Genomic DNA, 6,286 nt, shown 5'->3' with positions numbered 1-6,286 from the left:
TCGAATGCGCCCGCCCAAGGCACCCCTAAGCCAGTAAGGGGTGTCCTGCCCGCAGCACGGTGAGGGTGGCAGCCCGTTCGAGCCGGGCCGGGTCAGACGTCCGGTGTTCATCCGCGGAGGGGGGGCACCGGCACGTCCGGGTCGCCGTGCCGGTCCTCCGAGCAGGCGCGGCGCCGGCTACCACAGCGCAGCCCGCCCGTGCACGGGGTGGCCCCGGAGGCGCGGCTCGCCTGGGATGGAGGGGAGCGGCCCGATCCGGGTGCCGCGGACGGAGGAGCCATGCCCGACCAGTACACGTTCACGAACCCCGCCACCCGGTACCCGGATGTGACTCCGCCGGTCCAGCAGCAGCCCGAGCCCGGGCTGCAGTCGCGGATGACCCCGGTGCCGGACCTCGGCGAGGAGAGCTACCGCGGCACCGGCAGGCTCGCGGGCCGCCGCGCGCTCATCACGGGAGCCGACTCCGGGATCGGCGCCGCCGTGGCCATCGCCTTCGCCCGCGAGGGGGCCGACGTCGCCCTCGCCTACCTCCCGAGCGAGGAGGAGGACGCGCAGCACGTGATCGGGCTGATCCGCGCGGAGGGGCGCACCGCCGTGCCGATCCCCGGCGATCTCACGAGTGCCGAGTACTGCACGCGGCTCGTGGCGGAGGCGGTCGAGGGCCTCGGCGGGCTCGACGCGGTGGTCAACGTGGCCGGCAAGCAGATCTGGAAGGAGGACCTGCTCGACATCACCGACGAGCAGTTCGAGGCGACCTTCGCGGTCAACGTCTTCGCTCCGTTCCGGATCATCCGCGCGGCCCTCCCGCACCTGCCCGCGGGCGCCACCATCATCAACACGGCGTCGGCGGAGGCGCACAAGCCCGCCCCCGACCGCCTCGACTACGCGATGACGAAGGGCGCGATCAACAACCTCTCGAAGGGCCTGGCGCAGCAGCTCGCCGCGAAGGGCATCCGCGTGAACGTCGTGGCGCCCGGCCCGACGTGGACCGCCCTGCAGGTGAGCGGCGGCGTCGACCCCGAGAGCCTGCCCGACTTCGGCTCGAGCGAGTCGCCGATGGGCCGTGCCGCGCAGCCTGCCGAGCAGGCCCCGGCGTACGTGTTCCTGGCGTCCGCCGAGTCGAGCTTCGTCGCCGGCGAGACCCTCAACGTGAACGGCGGCATGGTCTCGCCCTGACCCGCCGCGCCGCCGCCGCTCGCTGCTGGACCGCCGAGACGCCTTGGTCCTGCTCGAGACACGGGCTCGCGTCAACCCTCTCCCGAGCGGCGGGGGGCGCGAGGTGCCATGGAGGGACCACTACGAAGGAGCACCATGAGCACCACGACCGTCCTCCCCATCGAGACCTACTCCGACGAGCAGGGCTGGCACAACCGCATCGCCCACGCCCGGGTCCCGCTGAGCCACCACGAGTCGCGCCAGGAGGCGGAGGAGGTCGGCGAGGAGATCGCCGAGCAGCGCGGCGGGGAGCACGTCGTCCTCGGCTGACGGCCGGCGCCGGGCGCGGCATGCCGTGCCCGGCCGGGGGACGCGCCCGGCCCGCAGGCGCCCGCTCCGCAGACGCCCCGTCCCGCGCGTGTAGCGCCCCCGACCCCGCCCGGTCAACCTTCTCGACCTCCCGGCCCCCTCCTCCCTAACGTGGCCCGTCGTGCTCGCTCCCGAGCGCGCGACGAGAGGACGACATGGCCACCACGAGCGACGCCCGCGCGACCGGAGAGGCCGGCGGCACCTCCCTCCGCCGCCGCATCACCGGCCCGCTGCTCTACTTCTTCATCCTCGGCGACGTCCTCGGCGCGGGCATCTACGCCCTCATGGGCACGCTCTCGGCGGAGGTCGGCGGCGCCGTCTGGATGCCCCTCCTGCTCGCGCTCGGCCTCGCGCTGCTGACCGCCGGCTCCTACGCCGAGCTGGTGACCAAGTACCCGAAGGCGGGAGGCGCGGCGGTGTTCGCGCAGCGGGCGTTCAAGCGCCCGATCGTCTCGTTCCTGGTCGGCTTCGCCATGCTCGCGGCCGGAGTGACCAGCGCGGCCGGTCTGTCGCTCGCGTTCGCCGGCGACTACCTCGGCACCTTCCTCGACGTGCCGACCGTGCCGACGGCCATCGTCTTCCTGATCCTCGTCGCGTGCCTCAACGCGCGGGGCGTCGCGGAGTCGCTGCTCAGCAACACGGTGATGACCGTGATCGAGGTCGGCGGCCTGCTGATCGTGATCGGATGCGTCGCGCTGCTCGTGGCGGGCGGAGGCGGCGACCTCGCCCGCACGGTCGAGCTCAGCTCCGAGCAGGCGCCGGCACTGGCGGTGCTCGGCGCGGCGATCATCGCGTACTACTCCTTCGTCGGCTTCGAGACCTCGGCCAACATCGCCGAGGAGATCCGCGACCCCAGCCGCGTCTACCCGCGCGCGCTGTTCGGCTCGCTGCTGACGGCCGGTGCGGTGTACGTCCTGGTCGGCCTCGCGAGCTCGATCGCGCTGCCCGCCGACGAGCTGTCCGGATCCTCCGCCCCGCTGCTCGACGTCGTGACGGCGAGCGGAGCCGGGGTGCCGGCATGGCTGTTCAGCCTGATCGCGCTCGTCGCGGTCGCCAACGGAGCGCTGCTGACCATGATCATGGCGAGCCGCGTCACCTACGGCATGGCGAAGGACGGCCTCCTCCCGGACGTGCTCGGCCGCGTGCTGCCGAAGCGCCGGACGCCGTGGGTGGCCATCGCGGTGACCACGCTGGCGGCGTGCCTCCTGACCCTGGTCGGCGATCTGGCGACCCTCGCCGAGACCGTGGTGCTGCTCCTCCTGCTGGTGTTCATCAGCACGAACGTCTCGGTGCTCGTGCTGCGGCGCGACAAGGTCGAGCACGACCACTTCCGCGTGTGGACGGCGATCCCCGTGCTCGGCATCGCCTCGTGCGTGCTGCTCCTCAGCCAGCAGGACCCGATCGTCTGGCTCTACGCCGGGATCCTCCTCGTGGTCGGAGTCCTCGTGCACCTGGCGACCCGCCGCTCGTCCCGCCGCACCGCCTGATCCGGCGGGGGATGGGCCGGCTGCACCATCCGACCGTCCTCCCTCGGCCGAGCCCCGTTCGCCCCGCGACCGGTCAAGCCCCTGGGCGGACGGCCGTCCGGGGCGTGGGATGGAGGGAACGGAAGGAGCACGAATGACAGACACACCCTCCCGCGAGGAGCTGCCGCTCCCCGACTGGAACGACATCCCGCTCGGCACGCTCGCGGAGCGCATCCGCCCGCTCGACGAGGCCGGCCTCGGCGCGCTGCTCGCCTACGAGGAGGCGCACGGGCACCGCCTGCCGGTGACGACGATCCTGCACTCGCGCCTCGAGCAGCTGCGCGGGGGAGCGGAGCCGGCAGGCAGCGCGCCGGAGTCGCTGCCCGAGGTGTCCCGCTCGTCGTCCGGATCGCCGGTCTCGCCGGCGACGTCCGGTCCGCCGATCAATCCGCCCTCGCACGGAGTGCCGACGAACCCGGCTCAGCCGCGCTGACGGCGGCGGGCGGAGTCGCGGTCGCGGCGGCTCCGCCCCCGCCGCGCGCTGCCCAGGGCCTGCCCAGCGCGCACGGGCAGACTGTCCGGAGCCGATGACGGCGACCGGACGAGGGAGCAGTACCCGGAACGCGACAAGACTGACTCGTAGGAGCTGTCATGTCCTGGATCGTCCTCATCCTCTCCGGTGTCCTCGAGGCCGTGTGGGCCACCGCCCTCGGCAAGTCGGAGGGGTTCACCCGGCTCGGCCCGTCGGTCGTCTTCGGAGTCGGCGTCGTCGCGAGCATGGCCGGCCTCGCCTACGCGATGCGCGAGCTGCCCACCGGCACCGCGTACGCGGTCTGGGTCGGGATCGGCGCTTCGCTGACCGTCCTCTACGGCATGTTCTTCGGCGGCGAGGGCTTCTCGCTCGTGCGCACGCTGCTGGTCCTCGGGATCGTCGGCTGCGTCGTCGGCCTGAAGCTCGTGCACTGACCTGGCGGCCGTCCTCTCCTCCGCGACAGGCCGCTCCCGTACGCGACACGCCGATGGAGGCGCGCCGGACTGGCATCTCGCCGAGGGTCCGAGGCCGGTGGTTGCAGGACGCCGCGCGTTCCACCTAGGCTCGGCTCATCAGGGGAGAACGATCGTTCTACTGTTCTACCCGCCCCCCAAGGAGGACTCATGCCCACTCGTACCGCACGCACCGCCTGGAACGGCTCGCTCGAGACCGGCGAGGGCCAGGTCGAGCTCTCGAGCTCGAAGATCGGCACCTACGACGTCTCGTTCCCCAAGCGCGCCGCCGACGACGCCAACGGCTCGACCAGCCCCGAGGAGCTCCTCGCGGCCGCCCACTCCGCCTGCTACGCGATGCAGTTCTCGGCCGTCCTCGGCCAGGCCGGCGGCACCGTCGAGGCGCTCGACGTCCGCGCCGACGTCTCGCTCGGCCCGGACTCGGCCGGCGGATTCAAGCTCACCGGCATCAAGCTCATCGTGAGCGGCGAGGTCTCCGGCATCGACGAGGCCGCCTTCCTCAAGGCCGCCGACGAGGCCAAGGAGACCTGTCCCGTCAGCAAGGCGCTCACCGGAGTCGACATCACGCTCGACGCCACCTTCGAGGGCTGAGCCCCTCCGCACGTCCCGAGCACCCCGTCGCGCATCGCGGCGGGGTGCTCGTGCGTCCGGCGCGGCCGCGGAGCGGCCTATGGAGACCCCCGCCCCCACCGGCCGCCCGGCGCCCCCTGTCGTCAGACCGCCGCCGGCGCGTAGCGGAAGCCGGCGCCGAGGTGCTCCTCCGGCAGCCGGTCGCCGCGGCCGTGCAGCTTCTGGCGGAGGCTGCCCTCGACGTACTCCTCCGGGTACGCGCCGCGGCTGCGCAGCTCCGGCACGATGAACTCCACCACGTCCTCGAAGGTGCCGGGCGTGATCGCGTAGGCGAGGTTGAACCCGTCCACGTCGGTCTCCTCGACCCACTCCTGCAGATGGTCGGCGACCTCTGCGGGCGAGCCGACGACGAACGGGCCGAGCCCGCCGATCACGCTGAGCTTGGCGATGTCGCGGACCTTCCACTCCGAGCCGTCCTCGTTCGCCTCCTGGAAGTTGGCGACGGCCGACTGGATCGCGTTGCTCTTCACGTTGCCGATCGGCTCGTCGAGGTCGTACTGCGACAGGTCGATGCCCATCCAGCCCGACATGAAGACCAGCGCCCCCTCCTCGCTCCCGTAGGAGAGGTAGTCGCGGTGCTTCTCGTGCGCGGCCTCGCTGGTCTCGGCGGTGATGATCGTCAGCAGCGTGTAGATCTTCGCGGAGTAGCGGTCGCGGCCGGCCGCCTCGAGGGCGTCGCGGATGCGCGAGACGGTCGCCTTCAGGCCGGCCTTCGTCGAGGAGGCGACGAAGATCGCCTCCGCGTTGCCCGCCGCGAAGCGGATGCCGCGCGGCGACGCTCCCGCCTGGTAGATGACGGGGGTCCGCTGCACCGACGGCTCCGAGAGGTGGATGCCGGGGACGGTGAAGTTCTTGCCGCGGTGCCCGATCTCGTGCACCTTCGCCGGGTCGGTGAAGACGCCCGACTCGCGGTCGCGGACGACGGCGTCGTCCTCCCACGACCCCTCCCACAGCTTGTAGAGCACCTCGAGGTACTCGTCGGCGACGTCGTAGCGGTCGTCGTGCTCGAGCTGGTCCTCGTGGCCCATGTTGCGGGCGGCGCTGGGGAGGTAGCCGGTGACGACGTTCCAGCCGACGCGGCCCTTCGTCAGGTGGTCGAGCGTCGACATGCGCCGCGCGAACGGGTACGGGTGCTCGTAGGCGGTGCCCGCGGTGATGCCGAACCCGAGGTGCTCGGTCGCGGCGGCCATCGCCGAGACGAGGAGGATCGGGTCGTTGACGGGGACCTGCGCGCCGTGGCGGATCGCCGCCTCGTTCGAGCCGCCGTAGACGTCGTAGGTGCCGAGCACGTCGGCGATGAAGATGCCGTCGAACGTGCCGCGCTCGAGCAGCTTCGCCAGGTCGGTCCAGTACGAGAGGTCCTTGTAGCGCCAGGACTGGTCCTGGGGGTGGCGCCACATGCCCGAGGACTGATGGGCGACGCAGTTCATGTCGAAGGCGTTGAAGCGGATCTGGCGGGTCATGGAATCGATAGTGCCCAGCGGAGCCGCGAACGGGTACCGAGCGCGACGCACGGCGTCACAAAGCGACGCCCGTCGAGGCGCCCGGCAGGTCTGGGTGGTCGGCGACGTCCTCGACGAGCTGGCCGACCTCGAGGACCGCATCGGCAGCGCGATGATCGAGAGTCGGAACGGGTGATGCGCCGGGGCGCACCGCCCCCG

8 protein-coding genes and 1 riboswitch are annotated in these 6,286 nt (G+C 72.3%); of the genes, 7 read left to right on the top strand and 1 reads right to left on the bottom strand.

From position 1 onward, the window contains the following. Window positions 1-279 precede the first annotated feature (279 nt). The 6 genes from C5C53_RS10545 (at window position 280) to C5C53_RS10520 (ending at window position 4,586) form a co-directional block, all read left to right on the top strand. Window positions 280-1,176: an SDR family oxidoreductase gene (locus C5C53_RS10545; protein WP_104263331.1), complete on the top strand. Its 897-nt coding sequence runs from the start codon at window positions 280-282 to the stop codon at window positions 1,174-1,176. 135 nt (window positions 1,177-1,311) lie between these two features. After that, window positions 1,312-1,485: a DUF2188 domain-containing protein gene (locus C5C53_RS10540; protein ID WP_159940661.1), complete on the top strand. Its 174-nt coding sequence runs from the start codon at window positions 1,312-1,314 to the stop codon at window positions 1,483-1,485. A 194-nt stretch (window positions 1,486-1,679) separates the two neighbouring features. Beyond that, window positions 1,680-3,011, top strand: a complete 1,332-nt coding sequence (locus tag C5C53_RS10535; protein ID WP_104267493.1) for an APC family permease — start codon at window positions 1,680-1,682, stop codon at window positions 3,009-3,011. 133 nt (window positions 3,012-3,144) lie between these two features. Then, window positions 3,145-3,483, top strand: a complete 339-nt coding sequence (locus C5C53_RS10530; RefSeq protein ID WP_104239537.1) for a hypothetical protein — start codon at window positions 3,145-3,147, stop codon at window positions 3,481-3,483. A gap of 85 nt (window positions 3,484-3,568) precedes the next feature. Then, window positions 3,569-3,632: riboswitch (guanidine-III (ykkC-III) riboswitch) on the top strand. 9 nt (window positions 3,633-3,641) lie between these two features. Continuing rightward, a complete protein-coding gene (locus C5C53_RS10525) occupies window positions 3,642-3,956 on the top strand; it encodes a multidrug efflux SMR transporter (RefSeq protein WP_104222377.1) in 315 nt (104 codons plus the stop codon). A gap of 189 nt (window positions 3,957-4,145) precedes the next feature. After that, window positions 4,146-4,586, top strand: a complete 441-nt coding sequence (locus C5C53_RS10520; protein WP_104222378.1) for an OsmC family peroxiredoxin — start codon at window positions 4,146-4,148, stop codon at window positions 4,584-4,586. Between the two features lie 122 nt (window positions 4,587-4,708). On the opposite strand, the gene C5C53_RS10515 is transcribed toward C5C53_RS10520, so the two are convergent. Further along, window positions 4,709-6,088: an LLM class flavin-dependent oxidoreductase gene (locus C5C53_RS10515; RefSeq protein WP_104222379.1), complete on the bottom strand. Its 1,380-nt coding sequence runs from the start codon at window positions 6,086-6,088 to the stop codon at window positions 4,709-4,711. Between C5C53_RS10515 and C5C53_RS17140 the strand changes: the two genes are divergently transcribed. Further along, the gene (locus C5C53_RS17140) at window positions 6,087-6,263 is read left to right on the top strand and encodes a hypothetical protein (protein WP_181127752.1); all 177 of its coding nucleotides are present in this window, start codon (window positions 6,087-6,089) and stop codon (window positions 6,261-6,263) included. The genes C5C53_RS10515 and C5C53_RS17140 overlap by 2 nt on opposite strands. Window positions 6,264-6,286: the final 23 nt, after the last annotated feature.

Source organism: Rathayibacter sp. AY1E3 (assembly GCF_002932235.1).
GTDB lineage: Bacteria > Actinomycetota > Actinomycetes > Actinomycetales > Microbacteriaceae > Rathayibacter.
Note: the sequence above shows the minus strand (reverse complement) of the source record. Positions and strands in the feature narration are given on the sequence as shown.